The sequence below is a fragment of the Bacillus sp. FSL K6-0138 genome (assembly GCF_037982765.1).
GTDB classification, from domain to species: Bacteria; Bacillota; Bacilli; order Bacillales; family Bacillaceae; genus Bacillus; species Bacillus glycinifermentans.
In genome coordinates this window covers 1,100,051-1,125,456 of record NZ_CP150286.1, presented here as the reverse complement: position 1 = coordinate 1,125,456, position 25,406 = coordinate 1,100,051, and the positions used below count along the sequence as shown (strand labels likewise).

The following is a 25,406-nucleotide window of genomic DNA, read 5'->3' as shown; positions in this document are numbered from 1 at the left end:
GTATGTATTTTGGTCTTTTTTTCCGCTTTTACCTTTATACATATACGACAGCGCTTTTTCATTTTTGCCGCTCCCTTTGCCCGCGCTTGTCCCGGCATTTACGGTATAATATGAAGTATAACCATGCGAAAGGGAGAGATTTGATATGGTACGGTTTGGGGTTATCGGAACCAATTGGATTACAGACCGCTTTCTTGAAGCTGCCGGAATGGCGGACGGTTTTCAGTTCACCTCCGTGTATTCCAGGTCTGAGGAGCGCGGCCGGGCGTTCGCCCAAAAATACGGCGTTACGGCGGTTTTTACAGATGCAGAAGAGATGGCGAAAAGCGATCTGATTGACGCTGTCTATATCGCAAGTCCTAATTCTTTACATAAAGAACAAGCGATCATGTTCATGGAAAACGGAAAGCACGTGTTATGCGAAAAGCCGCTGGCATCCAATATGAAAGAAGCCGAAGCAATGGTGAAAACCGCAAAGATCCAAAAAGTCGCTTTTATGGAAGCGATGAAAACGACATTTCTGCCAAACTTTACAAACATCATCAGCCATTTGCCGCGAATCGGAAAGATCCGCCGCTTTACAGCCAGCTATTGCCAATATTCTTCACGGTATGACGCGTATAAAAGCGGAACCGTGTTAAATGCGTTTAACCCCGCTTTTTCAAACGGCTCGCTGATGGATATCGGCGTTTATTGCGTCCATCCGGCAGTTGTCCTGTTCGGAAAGCCGCTTGAAGTCAAAGCGAATGGTCTGATTCTCGAGTCAGGCGCCGACGGGGAAGGGACGATTCTGTTAACATATCCGGAGCATGAAGCCGTTCTGATGCATTCGAAAATATCCAATTCCTTCATGCCGGCCGAAATTCAAGGGGAAGACGGGTCAATCGTCATCGATAAGATTCACCGCCCTGAAAAAGTCGAAATCCGCTACCGCGACGGAAGAGTCGAAGATATTACGGTTCCGGACGAAAAACCGGCCATGTTTTACGAAATTGAGGAGTTCATCACTCTAATCAAACAGGGACGGCTTGAATCCCGGCTGAATACGTTCGAACGCTCCCTTGACACGTTATCCGTCATGGATGAAGCACGGAAACAGATCGGCCTCGTTTTCCCCGCCGATCAAGCATGATCAGCCTGAAGAAAAGGCTGCCGGAATGAACTGCACCCCAATTGTTAGACACCATCTAACAATCGGAGGTGCAGTTTTTTATGGCTAAATTTACAGCTGAGGAAAAAATACAAGCGGTCAAAAGGTATCTTGCGGGTAGGGAAGGGCATAAAACAATCGCCAGAGAGATCGGTGTTTCGTCAGGTGTGTTTCAGGTATGGATTCGCAAATACCATTACCATGGAGAAAGTGCGTTTCAAAAACTCTATACAACCTATTCTGTAGAAGATAAACTGAAGGTACTTCACTATATGATCGAAAATGGGACGTCGATCCGTGAAACAGCCGCCATCTTCAATATTCAAGCACCTTCTACGGTGGCTCAATGGCAGAAACTGTTCGAAACCGGAGGAATCGATGCCCTAAAACCGATGAAAAAGGGGCGGCCGTCAATGACAAAGAAAAATCAAAAAAGAACGAAGAAACAAACACCGCAAGAAGGATCAGTGGAAGCCATGCAGGCTGAAATTGAACGTCTGCGAATGGAGAATGCCTACTTAAAAAAGTTGAATACCTTAGTTCAAAACAAGGAAAAATTACAAAACAAGAAAAGGCCCAAGTAGTATTTGAACTAAGGACTGAATTTCCGGTAAAAGCCCTGCTTAAACTGGCTGGAATTCCGCGCAGTACGTATTATTACTGGGTCAAAACCTTCGGTCTTCCAGACAAAGATGCCAAATTAAAAACACTGATTCAATCGATTTATCATGAACATAAAGGCCGTTACGGGTACCGCCGGATACGCGACGAGCTTAAAAACCGGGGATATCAAATGAATCATAAAAAAATATATCGCCTCATGAAGGAACTGGGGTTGAAATGTCTCGTACGGATGAAAAAATACCGTTCGTATAAAGGAGAAACCGGCACGGTGGCACCAAACAGGCTAGAGCGGAATTTCAAGGCGGAAAAGCCGAAGATGAAATGGGTAACAGATATCACGGAATTTAAATTATTTGGGGAGAAGCTCTATTTATCGCCAATGCTTGATTTATTTAATGGCGAAATCATTGCTTATACAATTGGATCCAGGCCAACGTATTCATTGGTATCCGAGATGTTGGAAAAATCATTTGAACAGCTGACAGATAAAGAAAATCTGTTGATTCACTCCGATCAGGGCTGGCACTATCAAATGAAACAGTATCGCCACGCCCTAAAGGAACGAAATATTATTCAAAGTATGTCTCGTAAGGGAAACTGTTACGATAACGCGGTCATTGAAAGTTTCTTTGGTATTTTAAAATCAGAGTTTATCCATTTCAACGAATTTCAAAGCATCGAGCATTTTAAACAAGAGCTCGTAACATATATCGATTACTATAATCACAAACGGATCAAGGCAAAATTAAAAGGCATGAGCCCAGTACAATACCGGATTCATGCCAGTCATGTTACTTGAGAAAATAAGCTGTCTAACTTTTGGGGGTCACTTCAGAAAAAGTCCGGCAGCCCTTTTTGCTATTCAATTTTAAATTTTGTCGTTAAATCGCGGAGCTCTTCCGCCATTTGTTCAAGCGTTGCCGCGGACGAGCTGATCTCTTCCATTGAAGCGAGCTGTTCTTCCGCCGAGGCAGCGATATCCTGAATGCTGCCCGAGCTTTCCCTTGAAACATCGGCAATCTCCTCAACGGCTTCTGCGACTTCCTCAGACCCTGCTGAGAGCTGTTCAACAGCCGCGTTCATGTCCTTTAGCTTTTCCGCGATTTCGTTCGTCATATTGTAGATTTGCTTAAAGCTTTTGTCCGTTTCGTCCGTAATCGTAAGCCCGGACTGAACTTCGCGGTTGACGGCCTGGAACATGTCAAGCGATTTTCCGATCTCCTGAACGATTTCCTGAATGAGGCCTTCGATTTCCTTCGCAGAGGATGCCGATTGTTCTGCCAGCTTGCGCACTTCTTCAGCTACGACCGAGAAGCCGCGTCCCGCTTCGCCGGCCCTTGCCGCTTCAATCGCGGCATTAAGCGCCAATAAATTCGTTTGATCTGCAATGCCGTTGATCACTCTGAGAATGGCCGTAATATCTTTTGACTTTCCTTCAAGTCCTTTGACGACAGATTCCGCCTGTTTCACGGACTGATCGATTGAATTCATCTGTCCGACCGTTTGCTGGACGAGATCTCCTCCCGTACCGGCGATTTGCGTCGATTGTGCGGACGAATCAGTAATCGCAGCGGAAACTTTAGACATTTCAAGCAGTCTCTTGTTCATCTGAGTCAGCTGCTGGGAGCTTGTTTCGACTTTCTCGCTTTGGCTTTCATTTCCGTTTGAAAATTGTTCGATCGCCATTGTAATGTGCTCGGTCGCTTTGCTTGTCTGATCCGCGCTTGCGGTCAGCTGTTCTGAAGAAGACGCCACATTTTCCACGGACGTTTGGATAACGCCGATCAGCGAGCGCAATGATTCAGCCATTTCATTAAAGCTCATGCCGAGCTGTCCAATTTCGTTTTTGGAGCGGACGTTGATGTTTTGCGTGAGATCGCCGGCGCTGATGCTTTTCGCCGAAGAAACGAGCTCGCTTAACGGTCCTGTGATCGATCTGATAATGAAGAACATCAGGATCACGCCCGCTGCGATGCTAACGGCCAGCGTGATGAGAGCGGCATACAAAACAGGCTGGGACGCTTCTTCGATTTCATTCGCATACATCGTACCGCCGATCTTCCAGCCCGTCAGCTTGTTTGTTGCAAAAGCCATCTGCTTGTCGCCGTCCAGGTTAAATTTAGCGATGCCTTCATCTTTTGCATACATTTGCTTGGACCAGCTGCTGTCTCCAATATCTGTGCCCGCTTCCTTTGTCGGATGGGCAACGAACTTTTTGTCGGCACTTGTGATAAAGGCGTAGCCTTTTTTCCCGATCTTGACGCGGTCGGTTGCTTTAATCAGCGCTTCAATCTTCATGTTGACCGCCACAACCCCGGAGCCGTCTGACGTTTGCTTGGCGATTGTGACGACCAGCGTTCCGGTTGAAGCTGTCTTATATGGATTTGTAACGATCACTTTTCCTTTATTTTCAACGGCTTGCTTATACCAGTCCCGATCAACCGGATTATATCCGCTCGGCATCTCCTGAAACGGATAGCGGACGAACAGCCCGTCTTTTGATCCGGCGAAAATGCCTTCAACATCTTGATTCAGCTTGGCGTACTGTTCAAACTTTGCTTTTAAAGTGGCGTTGCCTTTCTCTTTAAACGCACTTTCTTTAATCCAGTCGCTGAAGTAGGATATAGCCGTCGATTTCTGGCTGATATTCTGATCGATAATGTCATTGAGCTGTTTTACGTTTTCCTGCGCATTGCTCATGATTTCTGTATCAAGCGTACTGCTGGCCGTATGATAGGCGCTGTAAGAGAGCACGATAATAGGAACGGTTAAAATTAACAAAAATGAAAGAATTAATTTCTTTACAATTGAGGGACGTTTGATCCAATTTATCATTTTTGACATATTCTAGTTGACCCCTTTTCTTTTATATTTTTAATATCGGATTCTTATAAAAAATTTTTTATTGATTTTTTAATTTTTTATAATAGCAGATCGCCAAAAAAACACCCGGGGAACGCCCGGGTGCTTTCATTATTCGATTTTAAATTTCATTGTCAGATCGCGAAGTTCTTCAGCAAGCTCCGCCAAGGTCGTAGAGGATGCGCTGATCTCTTCCATTGAGGCAAGCTGCTCTTCCGCTGAAGCGGCGATATCCTGGATGCTTGCCGAACTCTCTCTGGAAACGTCCGCTATCTCTTCGACGGCGCCGGATACTTCCTGAGAGCCTTTTGACAACTGTTCGACCGCTGCATTCATCGTTTGCAGCTTGCCGGCGATCTCATTTGTCATATCGTAAATCGTTCTGAAGCTTGACTGTGTTTCATCGGTTATTTCAAGCCCTGACTGAACTTCATGATTGACCGATTTAAACATATTCAGCGAGTTGTCGATTTCTTTGACGATTTCCTGAATCAAGTCTTCGATCTCTTTAGCAGAGCCTGCCGACTGTGCAGCCAGCTTCCGCACTTCTTCGGCAACGACTGAAAAGCCTCTGCCGGATTCTCCGGCGCGCGCTGCTTCGATTGCGGCGTTCAGCGCCAGCAGGTTCGTCTGGTCGGCAATTCCGTTGATGACGCGCAGTATGCTTGTGATGTCTTTTGACTTGGCTTCAAGCCCTTTGACAACAGATTCTGCCTGTTTGACTGACCGGTCGATCGAATTCATTTGGCCGACCGTCCGCTGAACGAGCTCCTCGCCTTTTCCGGCGATCTCGGTTGATTTTACGGAGACATCGGTAATGGCAGCCGATGTTTTTGTCATGTCATGAATCCCGTGATTCATTTTATTTAGCTGATGCGCGCTTGCTTCCACTTTTTCTTTCTGGCTTTCGTTTCCGTCCGAAAATTGTTCGATCGCCATAGTAATGTGCTCAGTCGCCTTGCTTGTCTGCGCAGCGCTTGCGTGGAGTTCTTCAGAAGATGCGGCCACATTGTCAACCGACGATTGAATGACGCTGATCAATGAGCGCAATGATTCGGCCATTTCGTTAAAGCTCGTGCCGAGCTGACCGAATTCGTCTTTTGACTTCACTTCGATCTGCTGCGTCAAATCGCCGCTGCTGATGCTTTTCGCCGATGATACGAGCTGATTTAAAGGCTTGCTGATGCCGCGGACGATGAAGTAGACGAGGATGGCGCCAAGCACAATCGCGACGGCTAAAATGATTACGGCCATGTTGAAGACCGGCTGCGCCGCTTGTGTTATTTCATCTGTGAACATCGTTCCGCCGATTTTCCAGCCGGTTAATTTATTTGTTGTGAAAGCCATCTGCTTTTCTTTGCCTTCAAAGGTGTACTTAAACGAACCGTTTTCTTTGCCGTACATCTGTGTAACCCAATCGCCCTGGCCTTCCGTTCCGGCTTTGATTGTCGGGTGGGCGATATATTTTTTATCCGCGCTTGCAATAAATGCAAACCCGTCTTTTCCGATATTGACACGCTTCGTCGTTTTAATCAGATCATCTATTTTCATGTTGACCGCGACGACCCCTGAGCCGTCTGCCGTTTGTTTTGCAATCGTGACAACCGTCGTTCCTGTTGAAGCGGTCTTATAAGGATCTGTAACGACCACTTCGCCTTTTTTCTCAACGGCTTTTTTATACCAGTCTCTTTCAACAGGATTATAATCGCTTGACATCTTTTCTTCAGGATAGCGGACGAACAGGCCGTCTTTTGAGCCTGTATAGATGGCTTCAACATCCTGGTTGAGCTTTGCGTATTGCTCAAACTTTTCCTTCAACGTAGCGTTTCCCTTTTCTTTATAGAGCTTTTCATTAATCCAGTCGCCGAAATATGAAACTGCATTTTCTTTTTTTTCGATATTTTGATCAATGATTTCATTCAACTGTTCAACATTGTCGCGGGCGCTTCTCATAATTTCGCTTTCAAGGGTGCTTCCCGCGGTTTGATAGGCGCTGAAGGAGAGCGCCAAAATCGGAACCGTCAAAACCAATAGAAAACTTAAAAACAGCTTTTTGGAAATTGACGGACGTTTGATCCATTCCAATAGTTTGTTCATATGATATAACTCCTTTTAGCTTTCAAATTCATGAAATTAATATCGGACCTTTATCATATTTATGTATATAAAAAAACTTTTTTAAGCGTTTTGAAATATTCTAAAAATAAACAACAAAAAGAAGATGCCAGGCAGCTCCTTCTATTATTCAATCTTAAATTTTCTCGTCAGGTCGCGGAGTTCTTCAGCCATTTGCTCAAGCGTCGCCGCGGACGAGCTGATCTCTTCCATCGATGCCAGCTGTTCCTCCGCAGATGCGGCGATGTCCTGAATGCCGGCGGTATTTTCTCTTGAGACTTCGGCGATGTCCCCGACAGCTTCCGATACGTCCTGCGAGCCTTTTGACAGATGTTCGACCGCTGCGTTCATCGTTTGCAGCTTGCCGGCAATCTCATTTGTCATTTCATAAATATGTTTGAAGCTGGACTCGGTTTCTTCGGTGATTTTCAAACCTGACTGCACTTCATGATTGACCGACTGGAACATCGTAAGGGAATGTTCGATTTCTTTGACGATTTTCTGTATTAAATCTTCGATCTCTTTAGCAGAGCCTGCCGATTGGGCGGCCAGCTTCCGCACCTCTTCAGCAACGACGGAAAATCCGCGGCCCGACTCCCCGGCGCGTGCGGCTTCGATTGCAGCGTTCAGCGCCAGCAAATTCGTCTGATCGGCGATGCCGTTGATGACGCGCAAGATTGCCGTAATATCCTTTGATTTGGCTTCAAGCCCTTTAATGACGCCTTCGGCCTGTTTGACTGAGCGATCGATTGAATTCATCTGGCCGACGGTTTTTTGCACGAGCTTCCCGCCCGTTTCGGCCATTTTTGTCGATTGTACCGAGGAATCTGTTATCTCTTCTGATACCCGGGTCATATCCTTTAACCTGTCATCCATGTTTCTTAATCTGTGCGAGCTCGCCTCGACTTTTTCGCTTTGGCTTTCAGCCCCGTTGGAGAATTGCTCGATGGCCAGTGTGATGTGCTCCGTCGCCTTGCTCGTCTGATCTGCGCTTGCCGTCAACTGTTCTGAAGAAGACGCCACATGCTCGACCGATTCCTGAATGGCGCTGATCAGAGAGCGCAGCGATTCAGCCATCTCATTAAAGCTTGTGCCGAGCTGTCCGAGCTCATCATTTGAGCGGACGTCGATTTTCTGCGTCAGATCGCCGTTGCTGATGCTTTTCGCCGATGATACGAGCTGATTCAAAGGCTTGCTGATGGCACGGACGATGAAGTATACAAGAATGCCGCCAAGGACAATTGCGGCGGCCAAAACGATTGCCGCCATGTTGAAAACGGGCTGTGCCGCATCTGTTATTTCATCCGTAAACATCGTTCCGCCGATTTTCCAGCCTGTCAGCTTGTTTGTCGTATAAACCGTCTGCATCTCCTTATCCTGATCATTGTATGTGAGCATACCTTTTTCCTTGCCGTACATCTGCTCTGACAAGCTTGATTCGACTTCGGTTCCGGCCTCGATTTTCGGGTTGGCTACGTATTTTTTTTCAGCGCTTGAAATAAAGGCAAATCCCCTTTTTCCGATGCTGACGCTGTTTGCCGATTCAATCAGCTGGTCGATGTTCATGTCAAGCGCGACAACGCCTGAGCCATCGTCGTTTTGCTTGGCGATTGTTATGACCATATGGCCTGTTGAAGCAGACTTGTAAGGTTCAGTGACGATCGTCTCGCCTTTTTTCTCAACGGCCTGCTTATACCAATCTCTCTCAACCGGGTTATAGCCGCTAGGCAGTTTTGCATTCGGATATTGAGTATAGGCGCTTTCCTTAGATCCTGTGTATACAAGCTCGACATCTTTGTTTTGCTTAATGTACTGTTCGAATTTTTCTTTTAAAGAAGCCTGTCCTTTTTCGGTATAGGCCTTTTTATTGATCCATTCACTAAAATAAGACACATCGGTTTCCTTGCTCCCGACAGTTTGGTTGATAATATCATTTAACTCATCGACATTGGCTTTCGCGTTTCTCATGATTTCTTCTTTAAGCGTGCTGCTGGCCGTATAATACGAACTTGCCGCAAGTACGAGAATCGGAACTGTCAAAACCAGAATAAATGAGAAAATTAATCTTTTTGAAATAGACGGACGCTTGATCCAATCCAATACCCTTTTCATTTTCCTTACCCCTTTTCATCGATTTACTCATTTAATATCGGAGAAGGGGCCCGTTTTTACATCGAAAAAGAAAAAAAGTAATTTTCAAAAAACAGCCCTTTCGCGAATCGATGCCGCCGTTTCCCCTGCCCAAGCTTTAGGCATACGATAATAAAAAAGGAAAAAGGGTGCTTTTTATGATCAATATTTCAGGATATTGGCTTCGCCCGGAAGACGCGGAGAAACTGAACATCAGCCAAATGCAAAAGAACATCGTCAATCAGATGATTTCAATGCCTGCACAGTATAGATATGATGCGGTTCGCGAGCTGCTGTTCGAACTCAGCTTCAGGGAACATACCGTCGAATCGGCTAAAGCGCTGATCAACAGCGGAGCAAAGTTTGCCACTTTTTCAAAGACGTATGGCAATGAGGCGTTCTGGAGGGTGACGCCGGAAGGAGCGTTAGAATTGAGGTACAGAGCGTCCGCTTCCAATGCGATTAAAAACATTTTTGGAAGCGGTTCTCTTTACGCGTTTGAATGTGCGACCGCGATCGTCATCATCTTTTATATGGCGCTGGTCAGGACGATCGGCGATCAGGCTTTTGACAGGCATTATGACAGGATCATTCTATATGATTGGCATTATGAGAAGCTGCCGATCTTCACCGAAAAAGGAAACGATTTTCTTCCGGGAGACTGCCTGTATTTCCAAAATCCCGATTTCGACCCGTCAAGACCCCAATGGCGCGGGGAAAACGCCATTTTTTTAGGCAATGACCAATATGCGGCACACGGCTTAGGCATTTTGAGTGCGGGAAGCATCATTGAAAAGCTGAACCGGCTGAGAAAGCCCGGTGCACAGACGTCCGCCCACCTTCTTGCCCAAACCACGCGGGTTGATATTCCGGCGTTATACCAGATGGTTAGATAGCTCGGACGGCACAAGCTGATCCAGCAGTTCCTTTACGGTTGTTTTCCTGCCGCCGGCCGCAATGAGCGGCACAGACACATGATCGGCAGCTTGCAGAATCAAGGCCGTCGAGCCGCCGGCCGGCTCTCCTTTCGTCTGCAGAAAGTTCCCTTGCGGCCGCCCGCTTCGCTTCCTTGGACGACGATGAGATCCATTCTCCTTTCTTCAAGCAGAACTGTCTCTTTCACTAAGACCGCACAACAGCCCCGTTTTTTCAGCTCGGGGACGGCTGCAGCAAGTGCGGGCGTCGGCGGCGCCTGTATGACGGGTAGCGATAACCCTTCATAAACTCATTCATCGTATTTCCTCTTTTTAGCCGGCGATGATTTTAACATAACACGTCCTCGACCTCGGACCGTCAAATTCACAGAAATAAATCCCCTGCCATGTCCCGAGCACCAGCTTCCCGTCTTCAATGATGATATGCTGCGACGCACCGACTGTACTTGACTTCATATGTGCCGCAGTATTTCCTTCCATATGGCGGTCAAGCCGGTGTTCCCATGGATACACTTCGTCAAACCGCCTCAGCATATCCCGTTTTACATCGGGATCGGCATTTTCGTTGATCGTGATGCCCGCCGTCGTATGCGGGCAATAGACGATAACAGCGCCGCTGGATACTTCCTCTTCGCTGATAAATGCCTGCACTTCGTCAGTGATATCGAGCATTTCATCCCGTTTGTTCGTCTGAATGGCTATTTTTTTCAACATGTCAATCTGCTCCTTTCTTTCATCTTCAATTCGCTGTCAATTTCCGATCTCCTGTTTTGGCAGGACATAAACCCGTGCTTCATAAGGCTTCATCATAAACGAAGTCAGATGCTGATGAGGTTTTATAGCGATATTGGAAAGCAAGAGTCCGCCGCTCGATAAAGGGTAAGCGGGATGACGGTAAAGCGCGGAATCCGGACTGAGATTTGCCATCACTAGCGCGGTTTCTCCTTCAAGCTTGCGCAAATAGGCAAAAATTTGCGGGTCCTCCGCAAGGATGATTTCAAACGCGCCGTCAATGAACACATCATGCCGTTTCCTGATGGCGATCATCCGTTTGTAGAAATGGTAGATCGAATCCGGGTCCTGCTGCTGGCAGGCGACATTGATCAAGCGATGATTTTCATTAACGGGCAGCCACGGTATTCCGCTTGAAAAGCCGGCATTGCCGGAATCCGTCCATTGCATCGGCGTCCTCGCATTATCCCTGCTCCTCATCCAAATCGCTTTCATCGTGTCTTCGTGTGATCTGCCGGCTTGTCTTTGCCTGTCATAATAATGTTTTACGGAAATATCGTCATAATCATCGATATCGAAAAACGCAGCATTTGTCATTCCGATTTCCTGCCCCTGATAAATAAAAGGCGTACCCTTCATTAAAAAATACATAGCAGCCAAGGCTTTCGCACTCTCATTTCTGTATGTCCCGTCATCCCCCCATACCGAAACAGAGCGGGGCTGATCATGGTTTTCCGTAAAAAGCGCATTCCATCCCACCCCTTCAAGGCTGGTCTGCCAGTCTGACAAAATGCGTTTCAGTTTAACGATATCGATTCGCGCTCCTCCCTCAATGTCCCAAAGGCCGAGATGTTCGAACTGAAAAATCATGTTGAAAACCCCGTTTTTCTCGCCGGCCCATTCTGCAGCTTCATCCGCTTTGACCCCGTTTGCCTCCCCGACCGTCATGATGTGCCCGTGTTTTGCAAACGTTTCCTGCTTCAGCTCCCGAAGGAATTCCATAATCCCGTCAACATTCATGTGATAATCATAGGAGGGTACATAGGGAAGATCATTCGGATTGGGCAGGTCGGGGAGCCCTTCCTTTTTCTTAATATGGGAAATCGCATCCACCCTGAAACCGTCTATTCCTTTTGCAATCCACCAGTTCACCATCCCGTATACGGCGCGGCGCATGCCGCTGTTTTCCCAATTCAAATCAGGCTGTTTTTCCGCAAATACATGCAGGTAATACTGATCAGTTTGACGATCATGCGTCCAGGCGGAGCCGCCGAATATGCTTTCCCAATTATTCGGCTCACCGCCGTCTTTCCCGTCCCTCCAAATATACCAGTCGCGTTTCGGCGATTCTTTATCAGCCCTTGATTCGATAAACCATGGATGCTCATCGCTGGTATGGTTGATGACAAGATCGATGACAAGCTTCATGCCGAGCTGATGGGTCTCAGACAATAAGGCGTCAAAATCGTCCATCGACCCGAATTCTTTTAAGATGCTTTGATAATCTCTAATATCATAGCCATTGTCGGCATTCGGCGAATCAAAAACGGGACAAATCCAGATGGCGTCAGCCCCCAGTTCTTTTATATAAGAAAGCTTTGCCCTGATTCCGTTAATATCCCCGATACCGTCTCCGTTCGAATCCATAAAGCTGCGCGGATAAATTTGATAAACAACCGCCTCTTTCCACCATGCCCTTGTCATCAGCACACTCCTTATCAGTTATTTCGTTTGATATATATAGAAAAAAGCGCAAAAAAATCACCGCCCTTTTAAAAGAGCGGCGGTATCACCTTTAGCGGACCGTAACATCCCAATTGGAAATGTTAATCTGTCCCGTCCCTCCGAAAATTTCCGTTCCGAATTCGACGCTGCTGACATATTTGGTTTTAGAGAGCCATTTCTTTGAATCCGCGAGGTAGTTTGTGAAGTCGCGGATGTTTAGGCTTGCGCTTTGAACATTTGATGTTCTGACAAAGGAATACACATTCCAGCCCTTGCCGTTCCCTGCATCTACATATCCTTTGTGCACGTTCCATTTGTGGCCGCCGATTGAAACAGTTTCGACGTAAGAACCTAACGGCCCGGCGTTTGTATTGTTCAGCCAAATCATGATTTCATCGGTTGGAGCAGTGTCCCAGCTCGCTTTATTCGTGTTGTGCAGCCAAATGTCATAGGCGGCATTATACGTTCCGTTCGCACTGATCGAATAGCTGACTTTTGTGTTGATATTTTTTCGATCTGACAGACGGGTCGGTAGTCCGCTTCCCTTCGTATAGCCTTCTGTCCAATGCCAACCGCTGACAATCGACGGATACGCCTTCACAGAGCTTGTGCTGCTCGGCCAATTCCATACCCAGCCTAAATCGGAATCGCTGTTATGATAAATGGTCTGCCACCAGCCGCTGACTTGATCAGCTCCCCATACATTGTTGAAAATGTAGTACTTTTTGTTTTTAAAATATATTTTGTCTGACGGGGTTGAGGACGAAGCTCCAAAGGCCGTAAGCGGCCCCGCCAATAACATGATGCATGCGATGCCAAATAGAAGAATTGATTTTACGGCATGTCTGTTCACGTTTTCAAAACCTCCTTATATGATGTACAGACGATATTATAAAAGAGATTGGACAACAGTACATTCGCAAAAAGTCATGATTTCCCATGAATACATCTTCTTATCTTTTTCACATTACCCTTCAGACAGGAAGCAAACAGCGGCTATAGAACTAAAAAAGCAGCCGCACGGTCCCGGCAGCTGCAATTTAAAAATCCGTTTTTTTGATTTCGACAAAGCGAATATGATGATCTTCAGCGTCAAGAATCTTAAATTCGCATCCCTCCGAACGGAAAATATCGCCGTTTTTGAGTTCCATTTTTTGCGTGAGGAGCCATCCGCCAATCGTGTCGACCTCTTCGTTTTCGATCGCGATGTGAAGCAGGTCATTCACTTCGTCAATGAGCGCTTTGCCGTCCATGATATAATGATGCTCGCCTTTTTTAACGATATGCGGCATTTCATCCTGATCAAATTCGTCCCTGATTTCCCCGACAATTTCTTCCAAAATGTCTTCAACGGTGACAAGGCCGGCCGTTCCTCCATATTCATCGACAAGGATCGCCATGTGGATGCGCTCTTTTTGCATTCTGATCAACAGCTCCTGGATGGGGATGCTTTCGATCACTCTGATGACCGGCCTCATCAGCTCGGACAAATCAATTGTCTGATCGAGAAAGTACGATTTAAAGAGATCCTTGCTGTTGATGATGCCGATAATATGGTCTTTATCATCCTTTATCACCGGATATCTTGTGTAGCGTTCATTCATGACCGTTTCAATCGCTTCCTTCATCGACTGATCCGACGAAATCACCGCAATCTCCGTCCTCGGCACCATAATTTCCCTTGCCAGCCGGTTGTCAAATTCGAAGATTTTTGTGACATATTTATACTCCGACTGGTTGATCTCTCCCTTTTTATAGCTCTCGGAAAGCATGATCCTCAGCTCTTCCTCGCTGATTACCACTTCATGCTCCTTCACCGAATGAAAGCCGAACAGCTTGGCCAGCGCGCTGGCTGAGCCGTTTAATAATTTAATGAAAGGAAACATGATTTTATAGAAAATAATAAGCGGCCTCGCCGTCCATAAGCTGACAGCCTCCGCTTTTTGAATCGCAACCGTCTTCGGTGCAAGTTCTCCCATTACGACATGAAGAAAGGTAATGACGACAAAAGCCGTTACGACCGACGCGATCCTTAAAACAGATTCAGGCATGCCGACGTAGGCAAATACCGGGTGGATGATTTTTTCAAACGTCGACTCCCCCAGCCAGCCGAGTCCCAGAGCCGTAATGGTAATGCCGAGCTGACAGGCGGATAAATATTCATCAAGGTTTGAAACGACCCTTTTGGCTGCGATCGCCCGCACATCTCCGGTCGCAACCAATTGATCGATTTTCGTGCCGCGAATTTTGACAATCGCAAACTCTGCGACGACAAAGAAAGCCGTAGCTGCGATTAAAAGCATGACGAGTATGACATTCAAGATATTCAAAAAAAACCCTTACCAAACATGGTAAGGGGTCACCTCCTCTGACTAAAGGTTAATCATCATTACGACCGGACAGGAAAATCGCCACAAAGCGCAGCAATTCGAACAATGAAACGAGCGCTGCGGCAACATATGTCAAGGCAGCAGCATCAAGCACCTTGCTTACGCCTCTTTCTTCATTGTTGCGGATCATTCCTTCTGAGACGATAATCCTCTTCGCTCTGGAGCTTGCGTTGAATTCAACAGGCAGGGTCACGAGCTGGAAGAATACGGCCGCTGAAAATAAAATGATGCCGAGACCGATCAAATTGAAGCTTCTGAGCAGCATGCCTCCAAGGAACAGGAATGGCGCAACGCCTGAAGCAAAGTTTGCGATCGGAAAGATTTTATGTCTTAACACAAGCGCGCCGTATGATTCCTGATGCTGCAGGGCATGTCCGACTTCATGAGACGCAACGGAAATCGATGCGATCGAACGGCCGTAGTATACAGGTTCTGACAAGCGCACGACGCGTGTCGTCGGGTCGTAATGGTCTGTCAAGGTTCCACTTACCGGTTCAACCGGCACATCGTAAAGGCCGTTTTGGTCAAGAATATGTCTGGCCACTTCCGCTCCAGTTCTCCCGCTTGAGGCCTCTACTTTCGAATATTTTTCAAAGTTGCCCTTTACTTTAAATTGTGCCCAAATCGACAAACCTAATGCAGCAAATGTCAACAAGTAAAAAATCATGCTCATGCAATCATCTTCCCTCTTTATGCTAAATAGTTTTTTTATCGTAATATTATATATATTTTATTTGAGGGATCCTTTTTTGTACAGAAAAGTGCATCACCTGCTTTTTCGCGGGAAGCACACCCCGATAAACAAAAACACCATCCCCGACATCATCACGTATAAAGGCGGCCTCGTAACCAGCTCCTTAAAAAACTCCCTCCAGAACACCCCGTCAGAGGAATGATGAACCTCATTTAAATCAAAAACAAATTGAACGGATGCCCCGGCCATCAGGTGGAACCCGATCAGCATCATGATGAGTCTCGCCAGACACGACATTCGTCTCTCATCCCTCACTCGTTTTGTAACAGTGTATGGAAAGACAAGAATCAATATGCCGGGGCAAAACATGTATATTTCAAGAATGACATTATTTATTATCCGCATAAGCGCGGATTGTTATGACCTGAAAAATTTTCACAAATTAGGGATATACTGATTAAAAAACGCATTTCGGGGTGGTGACACGGTGAAAGTAACAGACCAGGAAAAAGAACAGCTCAGCACGGCGATCGACAAAATGAATGAAGGACTTGATGCATTTATTCTCCTTTATAATGAATCGGTAAAGGACGAGCCCCTGATCGACTATGAAGATGAAACGGCTGACGTTATTAAGCAGGCGATCGAGCAATACGGGAAGGAAAGTATTAATCAAAAATTAAATGCGATCATAAAAGAAATTTTATCGTTTTCTCTTTTGAAAGATGGTGAAAAATCGTGAAATCAAACCGCGTGTTCATCGGATGGCTCAGATGGCCGGTTTCTCTCCGCATCGCGACCATTATCATTTTGCTGATCATCTTATTCGGACAGCTCATTTCATTGGTGGAGCCTGAACAATTTCCAAACGTTTTTGAAGGAATCTGGTGGGCGCTGATTACCGTTTCTACCGTCGGCTACGGCGACTATGTTCCCAAAACCCCTGCCGGGCAAATCGTCGGCATGCTGCTCGTGTTATTGGGAGCTGCGTTTGTCACGGCATATTTTGCGACGATGGCAACGGCCGCTTTCCATAAACAGCAGCGCTATGCGGAAGGCAAAGTGAATTACAAGGGGCGCGGCCATATGATTTTGATCGGCTGGAACGAAAAAGCGAATAAATTGATGAGGACGCTGCAATCAGCTGATGCAAACAAAACGATCGTTCTGATCGATGAAACGCTGAGGGAAGGGCCCCTGTTGGAAAACATCCATTTCATCCGCGGATATGCGGCAGATGACGCCGTTTTGCAAAAAGCAAACATTGAAGAGGCGGAGATCGTGTTTATCACGGCAGACCAGCACAAAAACGAAGCGGATGCGGATATGCAGTCGATCTTGACATTGCTTGCGGTAAAAGGGCTCAATCCGTCGGTCTATTGCCTGGTCGAAATATTAACAGAAAAACAAAGAAAAAATGCCGAACGCGCTGGAGCCAATCAAATTTTCAGCACGGCGGAGCTTTTAAAAACGGCGATGCTCCGGCATTTTCTCATCAAAAACCAGCTTTCTGACCCGCTCTTTCACGAGGCAGACGTTCAATTGAAAATTCATGCGATTCCCGTGCCTGACCGGATGGCGGGCAGTTCTTTTCAGGAGGCGGTCAGCCATTTTATGAACGAGCACATTTTAATTATCGGCGTGCAGCAAAAAGACGGCCCGATTTTATCCCCTTCATTTTCTTACACGATAAAGAAAACGGATAAACTGCTGTCGCTTTAAGACAACAGCGCTTTTTCGAGCTCCTTTACCGAAGAACGCCCGAGCTCGACATACACATCCGGAATATCGGCGTCTTTTTCCTTCGGTTCGGCAAACTGGTCAAAAGACGCCCGGACATTTCCCTGTATCACATGATCATCAAGCGCCTCCTGATAGACGTGGCGGAGCAAAAAAGGCCGGCCCAGTTGGACGGTGGCGTTTTGTGAATCAAGCTGCCCGTCTTCAGCTTCAAACGGCAGCCGCAAAAAAAGGTAACCGTCCGCGTCGTCGAGTTTATAATCAAAAAAGCCGCGGTCATATTCCCAGCCACCGCCGATGATAAACCCGAGCGGCTTCAGCGTTTGTTCAAGATGGTAAAGCGAAAACGAACGATTTTCAAGTTCAGAAGGTATGCTGATCATGTTAAGACCCCTTTCCGATAAATGTCATGTTAAATGAAGAAAAGCTACTGCAGTTTTTTTTTTAATTCTTTCTGATGACCGTCAGATATTTCTTTGAATAAATCGTTCTCTGACTTTTTGTGCGGTGAGCGCAAAAGTTTTTTTAAATCCCCCATTGTCAAAGGCTTGGCATCATCGGTTAACTCATAGCCAATTAAGCCGTTCGGCTCAAGAGTCGCTGTCTTTACATCAGATATTTTTGAAATACCTGACGTTCTTAAGTGCATTTCCAACTGATCAACCGTCATTCTGTGCTTTTTGAGGTTTTTTTCATGCAGATGTCCATCTTTAATGAGAATAACGGCTTTTCCGGAAATCACGGTTTCAAAAAAATTAAATTTTAGTCTAAAAAAGTCGATGACCATCAGCGTGAAAATAAAGATAGATACGGAAACAATCGTTTTCCAGACGCTGTTGCCGTCCCGAACGATCGGCTGGACAATCATCGTGCCTATCGAAACCATAACAACGGTTGTTGTGACCGTCATCTGGGCAACGGACTGTCTGCCTGAAATCCTCACCAAGCACATGCCTGCTAAAATTAGAATAAATGCTTTAAAAATAAAGTCCATTTTTCTCCTCCTAATTCATTGCATTTAGTATTTCTTAAGAGGCTGTTCACTATGCCTTACAGGGACTTTTTCAAAAAAAGACAAAAAAGCGCCCCGCCATGTTATACACGGCGGGACGCCAATATGAAGATTTTATTGATCCAAACGCTTCTCAAGCTCAGCTTTTTTCTCTTCAAAGCCCGGTTTGCCGAGAAGGGCGAACATGTTCACTTTGTACGCTTCCACCCCAGGCTGGTCAAACGGATTGACGCCAAGCAGGTAGCCGCTCATCGCGCAGGCTTTTTCAAAGAAGTAGACAAGATATCCGAACGTATAAGCGTTCATTTCAGGTACGTTAACGATCAGGTTCGGCACGTTTCCGTCCGTATGTGCAAGCATCGTGCCCTGGAACGCTTTCTTATTGACGAAATCAACCGTTTTTCCGGCAAGATAGTTCAAGCCGTCAAGGTCATTTTCCGCCTCTTCAATCGTCAGCTCATGTCTCGGTTTCTCAACGTTCAACACCGTTTCAAACATGTCTCTTCTTCCTTCTTGTACGTATTGTCCAAGAGAGTGAAGGTCAGTTGAGAAGTTGGCGGAGGACGGATAAACGCCTTTTTCGTCTTTTCCTTCGCTTTCTCCAAACAGCTGTTTCCACCATTCTGCAAAGTACTGAAGGCCAGGCTCATAGTTGATCAGCATTTCGATCGTTTTGCCTTTATTGTAAAGGATGTTTCTGACGGCGGCATATTGGTACGCCTGATTGTCCTCAAGCTCTGAGGAAGCAAAGTCTTTGCTGGCATCGGCCGCACCTTTCATCATTTCGTCAATATCGGCTCCGCTTACGGCGATCGGCAATAAACCTACAGCAGTCAAAACAGAGTAGCGGCCGCCGACGTCGTCAGGAATGATGAACGATTCATAGCCTTCTTCATCAGCAAGCGTTTTTAATGCACCGCGCGCTTTATCAGTCGTTGCATAAATGCGGCCTTTTGCTTCTTCTTTTCCGTATTTTTCTTCAAGAAGCTTGCGGAAGATCCGGAAAGCAATCGCCGGTTCTGTCGTTGTTCCAGATTTGGAGATGACATTGATTGAGAAATCGGCATCTTCAAGAAGATCCATTACGTCTCTCATATAAGAAGAGCTGATATTATTGCCGACGAAAATCACCTGAGGCGTCTTCCGCTTTCCTTTCGGCAATACGTTGTAGAATGAATGGTTCAGCATTTCGATCGCAGCTCTCGCTCCGAGGTATGAACCGCCGATTCCGATGACGAGCAGAACGTCTGAATCGTTTTTAATTTTTTCAGCGGATGTTTTAATCCGGGCAAACTCTTCCTTGTCATAATCTGTCGGAAGGTTGACCCAGCCTAAAAAGTCGCTTCCCGCACCTGTTTTTTCATGGATGGAGTGATGGGCGACTTTTACGAAATCGCGCAGATATGTAAGCTCCTGTTCTTTAAAGAAAGGCAATGCTCTTGAGTAATCAAAACGGACATGCGTCATGATAATAAACCTCCAGTACTCACTGTTTTGTTCAGATATCCCGCCAGCGCTTTCATTTTAAAAGTAAAGCCGGGGCTCTGACATGTCGATTTTCGGCGACAGCCTTTTCCCTTTTCACTTTATATGAACTCCATTGCGAAATCAAGTGATGAAAAGGGATAAATGGCATATCTCCGGCCCGGAAAAACGATTGTTTAAAGGAACTGATTGATTTTTGTCAAAATGGCAACAAAAAACGGCCGGGGAAGAGCCGGTTCTTCCCGAGCCGTTTTCCTTTCGCTTTTACAAAGAAGCCTTCAAAATCGACAACACGTCTTCTTTATTCAATGTTTTAAAGCGGCCGAATTCGCCGTTTGCCATCGCTTTGTCAGCAATGAGGTCAAGCTTTTCATCGGTGATGCCGTAATCGGCGAGGCGGTTCGGCGCACCTAGGCTGGTCCAGAATTCAGAAAGCTTTTCAATGCCTGAAAGCGCGACTTCACGGTCAGTTTTACCCGCATCATCAATATCGAACACCCGGACGGCAAGCTGTTTAAAGCGGCCGACATTTTCAGAAAGCGTGTGCTTCATCCAGTTCGGGAACAGGATCGCAAGCCCTCCGGCATGCGGAATGTCGTACACCGCACTCACAGCGTGCTCGATATTGTGGGTTGCCCAGTCTCCGCGCGCGCCCATTGACAGCATGCCGTTAAGCGCAATTGTGCCCGTGTAGAGGATCGTTTCGCGGAGCTCGTAATTTTCAAGATCTTCGATCAGCTTCGGAGCAGTTTCAATCACCGTTTTCAGCAGGGATTCACACATCCGGTCCTGATACGGCGTATTTTTCGTATGGTGAAAATATTGCTCGAACACGTGTGACATCATATCGACCATGCCGTAGATCGTATGGTCTTTAGGAACCGTGAACGTGTTAACCGGATCGAGGATCGAAAATTTAGGGAAAACAAGCGGGCTGCCCCATCCGTACTTCTCATTGGTTTCCCAATTTGTAATCACGGACCCCGAATTCATTTCCGAACCTGTCGCCGCTAATGTCAAAACGGTGCCGAACGGCAGCGCTTCGGTCGGGATGTGTTTTTTCGTAACGATGTCCCAGGCGTCTCCGTCATATTTTGCACCGGCGGCGATCGCCTTTGTACAGTCGATGACGCTTCCGCCTCCGACCGCCAAGAGAAAGTCGATATCGTGTTCCTTGCAGAGCCTTGCGCCTTTATTGACTGTTGCGACCCGCGGATTCGGCTCAACGCCTGCGAGTTCATGAACATTCAGCCCCGCTTTTTCGAGGATGGAAACGACTTGATCATATAAACCGTTTCGTTTAATGCTGCCTCCTCCGTAAACAAGCAGCACGTTTCGGCCGTATTGTTTGACCTCATCGGCAAGCTTTTCGACTTCGCCTCGTCCGAAAATGAGTTTTGTGGGATTCCAATATGTAAAGCTGTCCATGCAATCTCCTCCTTTATCCATATTATCTTGAAAGACCTTCCGCCATGTAAAGCGATCTGCTCTTCTACGTATAAACTTTCCAAAACCGTCACAATCTATAAATGTTCATGATATGAAAAAGGAGGAACAGAAATACATGAGTACGCTTCAACGAATCGCATTGTTGCTTACGATCATCGGGGCAATTAACTGGGGACTGATTGGTTTTTTTCAATTTGATTTGGTCGCAGCCATCTTCGGAGGTCCAGGCTCCGCCATTTCCCGGACGATTTACGCGCTTGTCGGAATTGCCGGTTTAATCAACCTCGGGCTTTTATTCAAACCTAACGAGGAGACCGTCCGGGAAGACGCCAAAGAGCCTGAAATGCGCTAAAACATGCAGATATAAAAATAACTCCGGTTTTTAACCGGAGTTATTTTTTGCCGCCTTATTTTTTAATTAAATCTTTTCTGTTTGACTGCTCAATCCACTCTTCAAGCTTATCTTTCAACGTGTTGAAGCCTTGAGGAGTAGTAGCTTCTTCCGCTTGAGCGGCCTTTTGCTTTCTAGGCTTGTTTTCTTTACGTTCAGGAGCTGCCTGTGTCGCGCGGATGGAAAGACTGATCTTTCCTTTTTCTTCATCTACAGAAAGAACTTTCACCTGCACTTCATCGCCGATTGCCAAATGTTCATTGATATCTTTAACGAAGCCATGCGTTACTTCTGAAATATGCACGAGTCCCTGAGTTTCTTCATCTAAGGCTACAAACGCTCCATACGCCTGTAATCCAGTCACCTTTCCGGTGTAAACATTGCCCACTTCAAATTTTGCTGTCATACCTAACAACTCCTAAATCTTATGAATTTAATCTCTTTTTATACGCAATAAAAAATTATATCATACAAGTCATTTATAAGCAAAAAAACTTTTTTCGAAAATATATGTTTACAGTCCAAAGAAAAAGGGAATACTGAGAATCATTAGGCTTTCTAGTATTCCCCCCTTATTTTGAATGCGGACCTTTCAAGGTTTCGCATTTTTTTCTATATGCTTTGAACGAACCGCTTCATTCTGACGAGCGCTTCCTGAAGCTGCTCAAGCGATGACGCATACGAACATCTGATGTAGCCTTCACCGCTCTCACCGAATACATTTCCGGGAACGACGGCGACTTTTTCCTTCATGAGAAGTTCTTCGGCAAACACTTCTGACGTCATGCCGGTTTTTTTGACCGACGGGAATGCGTAAAAAGCGCCTCCCGGATGGTGGCAGTCCAGCCCCATCTCATTTAATGCATCTACAAAAAGGTTCCGCCTGCGCCGATAGCTTTTTCTCATTTTTTCCACATCATCCAAACCGTTCTTCAGCGCTTCTTCAGCCGCAAATTGCGCCATGCTCGGCGCACACATCAGCGAATATTGATGAATTTTCAGCATCGGGTCCCTTAAAAAAGCCGGTGCCGCGACATACCCGAGACGCCAGCCCGTCATGGCAAAGCCTTTTGAAAAGCCCGATATCAAAATCGTCCGCTCTTTCATTCCCCTGATCGCGGCAAAACTCGTAAATGCTTCGTCATAGGTGAGTTCTGCATAAATTTCGTCGGCAATAACGATGAGATCTTGCTTTTCCGCAAAATCAGCGATCTCTTCCAGCTCTTCTCTCGAATAAACAGACCCGGTCGGATTTGACGGCGTACAAAGAATGATCGCTTTCGTTTTTTCCGTAAGGGCCGCTTCAAAATCTTCGGGGCGCGCTTTGAATCCGCGCTCGGCGTTCGTATGAATGTGGACCGGATTTCCCCCGGCCAACGCGACGAGAGCTTCATAGGCGACAAAACAAGGCTCTGGAATCAGCACTTCATCCCCAGGGTCGAGTATTGCCCTGATGGCGATATCGAGCGCCTGGCTTGCCCCTACTGTCACGATCAGCTCGTCATCCGGGGAATAGTCAAGATGAAAGCGTTTATTTAAATAAGCGCTGATTTCCCTCCTTAAAGAAGGCAGACCGGCATTGGCGGTATAGGAGGTGTAGCCTTGTTCAAGCGATAGAATGCTCGCTTCCCTCACATTCCATGCCGTTACAAAATCAGGCTCCCCGACCCCCAAAGAAATTACGCCCTCCATCGTGGACGCAAGATCAAAAAACTTGCGGATGCCGGACGGTTTGATTTGCTGTGCTGCTTTTGATACATAGGTTGCTCTCATATCAAGGAGACACCACGATTCTTTTGTCATCATTACCGGAGTCAAAAACTTTACCGTCGTGCTTGTATTTCTTTAAAATAAAATGAGTGGTTGTCGATACGACAGATTCAAGCGTCGATAATTTTTCCGATACGAAGTGAGAAATATCCGACATCGTTCTGCCGCGGATGACAACAGACAAATCATATACTCCTGACATTAAGTAAACGGATTCAACTTCGTCAAACCTGTAGATGCGCTCTGCCACCTCATCGAACCCGACGCCGCGCTTCGGCGTTACTTTGACATCGATCATCGCCGTCACGCCTTCATGGCCGTCTACTTTCCGCCAGTCGATCATCGCCGAATAATCGATGATTACCTTTTCTTTTTCAAGCTTTTCGATGATGGCCTTTGTTTCTTCCTGAGAAATATTCGCCATTTTCGCAATCGTTTCCGGATTCAGGCGGCTGTTCTCCTCTAATATTTCCAGTATTTCGGTTTCTTTTTCTGTTAGCTTCATCTGCTTCACACCTTTTATGTCGAGAAATCTTCTGATTATTATAGCACGATTTTTTGCGAATGTAAGTCCGGAAAAAATCGCGTAAAAAAAATTTTTTCGGGTACGATATGAAAGACTGGCTGACGATGTGCAGTCAGGTCGCGTTACGATGAAACAAAACCATTCGGAGTGATTTTTATCATGCTGTTAACAAAACCTTCGACACAGAAAATACAAGGGGTCGATATCTATTACGAACATTATGATAATCCCGGAAAAACAACGCTGGTTTTAATACACGGATTTCTTTCGTCTTCGTTTTGCTACAGAAAAATCATTCCTTTATTAAAGGATGAATTTAACATCATCGCCATTGACCTGCCTCCGTTCGGTCAATCGGAAAAGTCGCAGACTTTTATTTATACCTACAGGAATATGGCCAAGGTGGTCATCGATTTGATTGAACAGCTCAATATTAGCGAGGCCATCCTGGTCGGCCATTCGATGGGAGGGCAAATCTCGCTTTATGCCGTAAAAGAAAGGCCCGAATTGTTTAAAAAGGTCGTGCTGCTGTGCAGTTCCGGGTATTTGAAGCGGTCGCCCCGTTCGCTTGTTTTCGGAAGCCATATTCCGTACTTTTATTTGTACATTAAACGCTGGCTGTCCAAACAAGACGTTCTGAAAAATTTGCGGAACGTCGTATATGACAGTACTTTGATCGATCAGGAAATGATCGACGGCTATTTGAAGCCGTTTCTCGACGACCAGATTTTCAGGGCGCTCGCCCGGCTCATCCGCCACCGCGAAGGAGACTTAACACCCGACGATTTAAAAAAGATCATAACCCCCTCCCTTTTAATATGGGGTGAGGAAGACCGCATCGTCCCGGTCCAGATCGGAAAAAGGCTGCATCAGGATCTGCCTGATTCCACGTTCTATTCTTTGCAGCATACCGGGCATCTCGTTCCTGAAGAAAACCCCGATTACGTATCAGACAGGATCGCAGAGTTTGTCCTCACATAAAAAACCGCCCATCAAGGCGGCTTCAGCGTGCCGGCACCCCCTGCATTCGTTGCCAGGTCTGCTAAGCCGGTGCTCAAAAGAACAGCGGCTAACGGCTCCTACTGCCTGCACGCCGCCGTCATCACGTCCTGTGAAAGCTGATGCTCGGCCTTCCTAGACCGCAAGGGTTTCGCCTCACGCTGAAAGGATGACAAAACCCTAAAACTTTACATCGTTTTAGGATTTTGTCAACAATCTGAGGCCGCCGGAACACCGGCGGCTTTTCGTTTTCCGGCACACAAGGCTTGGCCGGGTGCTTTCATATGATATCAGCAGGTGCTGCTGTCTTTAATGACGAGCAGCCGCTCCGCCAGCTTTTTGCAATCCTCCAAAGGCAGCTCTTTGTCAAACGATACGTCAAAAATGGTTTGAATCGCTTTTCCAAGCCGCTCGGGATCATCTTCTGTATAGACGGCCTGGACGATTTCCGCCGCTTCCGTTTCGTAAAAATCCCCTCCGGCCTGAAATGGGTCCCATTTTTTTATCATTTGAATGATTTGCGCTGCTGCTTGACTTTCTTCCATGTTTATCACCGCTTAACGTGTAATTATACACGGCTATTGTACCACAAGGATCGAGGTGTCCGGGAAGAAAAGCTCGTTTTTTCCCTTTTCATTTTTCCTGCTTAACCATTGCAATCTCTTTTCATGATCGTT

The 25,406-nt window shown here is 46.3% G+C and carries 24 protein-coding genes and 1 pseudogene; 7 read left to right on the top strand and 18 right to left on the bottom strand.

Annotation, left to right across the window (positions count from 1 at the left end):
• Nucleotides 1-145 precede the first annotated feature (145 nt).
• Nucleotides 146-1,132, top strand: coding sequence for a Gfo/Idh/MocA family oxidoreductase (locus tag MHB78_RS06150; protein ID WP_046131325.1), 987 nt, complete (start codon nt 146-148; stop codon nt 1,130-1,132).
• Between the two features lie 80 nt (nt 1,133-1,212).
• Nucleotides 1,213-2,573, top strand: a protein-coding gene (locus MHB78_RS06145; RefSeq protein ID WP_099047013.1) for an IS3 family transposase whose coding sequence is annotated in 2 segments (ribosomal slippage) — nt 1,213-1,684 and nt 1,684-2,573 — 1,362 coding nt in all. Because the reading frame shifts where the segments join, the coding sequence is not laid out codon by codon here.
• A 59-nt stretch (nt 2,574-2,632) separates the two neighbouring features.
• On the opposite strand, the gene MHB78_RS06140 is transcribed toward MHB78_RS06145, so the two are convergent.
• From MHB78_RS06140 to MHB78_RS06130, 3 genes are all read right to left on the bottom strand, one after another.
• The gene (locus tag MHB78_RS06140) at nt 2,633-4,618 is read right to left on the bottom strand and encodes a methyl-accepting chemotaxis protein (protein WP_046129952.1); all 1,986 of its coding nucleotides are present in this window, start codon (nt 4,616-4,618) and stop codon (nt 2,633-2,635) included.
• A 129-nt stretch (nt 4,619-4,747) separates the two neighbouring features.
• Nucleotides 4,748-6,733, bottom strand: a complete 1,986-nt coding sequence (locus MHB78_RS06135) for a methyl-accepting chemotaxis protein (protein WP_046129951.1) — start codon at nt 6,731-6,733, stop codon at nt 4,748-4,750.
• A gap of 144 nt (nt 6,734-6,877) precedes the next feature.
• Nucleotides 6,878-8,863, bottom strand: coding sequence for a methyl-accepting chemotaxis protein (locus MHB78_RS06130; protein WP_046129950.1), 1,986 nt, complete (start codon nt 8,861-8,863; stop codon nt 6,878-6,880).
• 176 nt (nt 8,864-9,039) lie between these two features.
• Between MHB78_RS06130 and MHB78_RS06125 the strand changes: the two genes are divergently transcribed.
• On the top strand, nt 9,040-9,777 hold the full coding sequence (locus tag MHB78_RS06125) for a protein-glutamine gamma-glutamyltransferase (RefSeq protein WP_046129949.1): 738 nt from the start codon (nt 9,040-9,042) through the stop codon (nt 9,775-9,777).
• Nucleotides 9,778-9,825: 48 nt separating this feature from the next.
• Here the strand turns inward: MHB78_RS06125 and MHB78_RS06120 are convergent.
• The 7 genes and pseudogenes from MHB78_RS06120 to MHB78_RS06090 all read right to left on the bottom strand — a co-directional run.
• Nucleotides 9,826-10,004, bottom strand: a pseudogene (locus tag MHB78_RS06120) (nitronate monooxygenase); the annotation flags it as partial.
• Between the two features lie 124 nt (nt 10,005-10,128).
• Nucleotides 10,129-10,530: a secondary thiamine-phosphate synthase enzyme YjbQ gene (locus MHB78_RS06115; RefSeq protein ID WP_046129948.1), complete on the bottom strand. Its 402-nt coding sequence runs from the start codon at nt 10,528-10,530 to the stop codon at nt 10,129-10,131.
• Nucleotides 10,531-10,566: 36 nt separating this feature from the next.
• Nucleotides 10,567-12,252, bottom strand: a complete 1,686-nt coding sequence (locus MHB78_RS06110; RefSeq protein ID WP_046129947.1) for an alpha-glucosidase — start codon at nt 12,250-12,252, stop codon at nt 10,567-10,569.
• 91 nt (nt 12,253-12,343) lie between these two features.
• Nucleotides 12,344-13,075, bottom strand: coding sequence for a glycoside hydrolase (locus tag MHB78_RS06105; protein ID WP_046129956.1), 732 nt, complete (start codon nt 13,073-13,075; stop codon nt 12,344-12,346).
• A gap of 238 nt (nt 13,076-13,313) precedes the next feature.
• A complete protein-coding gene (locus tag MHB78_RS06100) occupies nt 13,314-14,603 on the bottom strand; it encodes a hemolysin family protein (RefSeq protein WP_046129946.1) in 1,290 nt (429 codons plus the stop codon).
• A 49-nt stretch (nt 14,604-14,652) separates the two neighbouring features.
• Nucleotides 14,653-15,330, bottom strand: coding sequence for a zinc metallopeptidase (locus MHB78_RS06095; protein ID WP_046129955.1), 678 nt, complete (start codon nt 15,328-15,330; stop codon nt 14,653-14,655).
• Nucleotides 15,331-15,429: 99 nt separating this feature from the next.
• A complete protein-coding gene (locus MHB78_RS06090) occupies nt 15,430-15,654 on the bottom strand; it encodes a hypothetical protein (protein WP_046129945.1) in 225 nt (74 codons plus the stop codon).
• Nucleotides 15,655-15,844: 190 nt separating this feature from the next.
• Between MHB78_RS06090 and MHB78_RS06085 the strand changes: the two genes are divergently transcribed.
• Both MHB78_RS06085 and MHB78_RS06080 read left to right on the top strand, forming a co-directional pair.
• Entirely contained in the window at nt 15,845-16,099 is a 255-nt protein-coding gene (locus MHB78_RS06085; RefSeq protein WP_046129944.1) for a protein mistic, read from the top strand.
• The gene (locus tag MHB78_RS06080) at nt 16,096-17,079 is read left to right on the top strand and encodes a potassium channel family protein (RefSeq protein WP_046129943.1); all 984 of its coding nucleotides are present in this window, start codon (nt 16,096-16,098) and stop codon (nt 17,077-17,079) included. The genes MHB78_RS06085 and MHB78_RS06080 overlap by 4 nt, the downstream gene beginning before the upstream one ends.
• On the opposite strand, the gene MHB78_RS06075 is transcribed toward MHB78_RS06080, so the two are convergent.
• From MHB78_RS06075 to MHB78_RS06060, 4 genes are all read right to left on the bottom strand, one after another.
• Complete coding sequence (locus tag MHB78_RS06075; RefSeq protein WP_046129942.1) at nt 17,076-17,480, bottom strand: YugN-like family protein; 405 nt, start codon at nt 17,478-17,480, stop codon at nt 17,076-17,078. The genes MHB78_RS06080 and MHB78_RS06075 overlap by 4 nt on opposite strands.
• A gap of 44 nt (nt 17,481-17,524) precedes the next feature.
• Nucleotides 17,525-18,091, bottom strand: a complete 567-nt coding sequence (locus MHB78_RS06070) for a YetF domain-containing protein (RefSeq protein ID WP_046129941.1) — start codon at nt 18,089-18,091, stop codon at nt 17,525-17,527.
• A 132-nt stretch (nt 18,092-18,223) separates the two neighbouring features.
• Nucleotides 18,224-19,576, bottom strand: coding sequence for a glucose-6-phosphate isomerase (locus MHB78_RS06065; RefSeq protein WP_046129940.1), 1,353 nt, complete (start codon nt 19,574-19,576; stop codon nt 18,224-18,226).
• A gap of 282 nt (nt 19,577-19,858) precedes the next feature.
• Nucleotides 19,859-21,022: an iron-containing alcohol dehydrogenase gene (locus tag MHB78_RS06060; protein ID WP_046129939.1), complete on the bottom strand. Its 1,164-nt coding sequence runs from the start codon at nt 21,020-21,022 to the stop codon at nt 19,859-19,861.
• A gap of 136 nt (nt 21,023-21,158) precedes the next feature.
• Here MHB78_RS06060 and MHB78_RS06055 point away from each other — a divergent pair, with 136 nt between their 5' ends.
• Nucleotides 21,159-21,395 (top strand): DUF378 domain-containing protein, encoded by a 237-nt coding sequence (locus MHB78_RS06055; protein ID WP_046129938.1) that lies wholly within the window; start codon nt 21,159-21,161, stop codon nt 21,393-21,395.
• Nucleotides 21,396-21,450: 55 nt separating this feature from the next.
• Here the strand turns inward: MHB78_RS06055 and yugI are convergent, their stop codons facing one another.
• The 3 genes from yugI to MHB78_RS06040 all read right to left on the bottom strand — a co-directional run bounded on the left by yugI (nt 21,451) and on the right by MHB78_RS06040 (nt 23,709).
• Nucleotides 21,451-21,840: a S1 domain-containing post-transcriptional regulator GSP13 gene (gene yugI / locus MHB78_RS06050; protein WP_046129937.1), complete on the bottom strand. Its 390-nt coding sequence runs from the start codon at nt 21,838-21,840 to the stop codon at nt 21,451-21,453.
• A gap of 206 nt (nt 21,841-22,046) precedes the next feature.
• Nucleotides 22,047-23,207 carry an aminotransferase gene (locus MHB78_RS06045; protein WP_046129936.1) on the bottom strand — a complete coding sequence of 387 codons (1,161 nt, stop codon included), beginning with the start codon at nt 23,205-23,207 and terminating at the stop codon, nt 22,047-22,049.
• 1 nt (nt 23,208) lies between these two features.
• Nucleotides 23,209-23,709 carry an Lrp/AsnC family transcriptional regulator gene (locus MHB78_RS06040; protein ID WP_046129935.1) on the bottom strand — a complete coding sequence of 167 codons (501 nt, stop codon included), beginning with the start codon at nt 23,707-23,709 and terminating at the stop codon, nt 23,209-23,211.
• A 180-nt stretch (nt 23,710-23,889) separates the two neighbouring features.
• Here MHB78_RS06040 and MHB78_RS06035 point away from each other — a divergent pair, with 180 nt between their 5' ends.
• A complete protein-coding gene (locus MHB78_RS06035) occupies nt 23,890-24,711 on the top strand; it encodes an alpha/beta hydrolase (protein ID WP_046129934.1) in 822 nt (273 codons plus the stop codon).
• A gap of 308 nt (nt 24,712-25,019) precedes the next feature.
• Here MHB78_RS06035 and MHB78_RS06030 read toward each other — a convergent pair whose 3' ends face one another.
• A complete protein-coding gene (locus tag MHB78_RS06030) occupies nt 25,020-25,274 on the bottom strand; it encodes a DUF1871 family protein (protein ID WP_046129933.1) in 255 nt (84 codons plus the stop codon).
• Between the last annotated feature and the right edge of the window lie 132 nt (nt 25,275-25,406).